This window comes from Agrobacterium tumefaciens str. B6 (assembly GCF_001541315.1).
In the GTDB taxonomy this organism is placed as follows: domain Bacteria; phylum Pseudomonadota; class Alphaproteobacteria; order Rhizobiales; family Rhizobiaceae; genus Agrobacterium; species Agrobacterium radiobacter.
The window spans coordinates 1-523 of the sequence record NZ_LMVK01000047.1; the positions used below are offsets into that span (position 1 = coordinate 1).

The following is a 523-nucleotide window of genomic DNA, read 5'->3' on the forward strand; positions in this document are numbered from 1 at the left end:
CCCCGCGCCACAGCCGATGTCCAATACGCGTTCGCCCGTGACTGGCGCAGCAGCTTCGATCGCGGCCTGGCCAAACACCGCCATCATGGTATCAAGCCGTGCCTGGTAAGCAACCCAGCGCTCTCCGCTTTGGCCTTTCCAGTCGGCTACCTGAGAAACATTTTCCTCTGTCATACCACATCCTTGCGCTGATCCATTCCAACCAGGCTCTCCGTCCTCGTATTGTTGCCACCGTGTGCGGCGATGAACATGGCGACGGCGGACCGGCAATAGGATTCGATTTCGTTGTCGTCGTCTGCTCTCGCCTCATCGAAACGTGCGATAATCAGGAGATCGGATCCTTTGAAAAGCGCGGCAAACAGGCGGGCGGACTGGACAGGATCAGGTACATTCAGAAGCGCCTTCGCATGCAATTGACGCAGCAGGGCCTCGATTTGGGCGATCATATGGGCGGGACCGGCTTCGTAATGAAGCTTGCTTAATGACTTTTGGTTCGGAGTGTCGGCCATGACCATGGCTTCGA

Annotated in this window: 1 protein-coding gene and 1 pseudogene; both read right to left on the reverse strand. The window is 57.2% G+C overall.

Annotated elements, in window-relative coordinates; genetic code table 11:
* Window positions 1-174, reverse strand: a pseudogene (locus ASB65_RS29000) (SAM-dependent methyltransferase); the annotation flags it as partial.
* Window positions 171-523 (reverse strand): TetR/AcrR family transcriptional regulator C-terminal domain-containing protein (locus ASB65_RS22765; protein WP_194288049.1); only part of this gene is annotated, 353 nt, incomplete at its 5' end. The pseudogene ASB65_RS29000 and the gene ASB65_RS22765, both read right to left, overlap by 4 nt.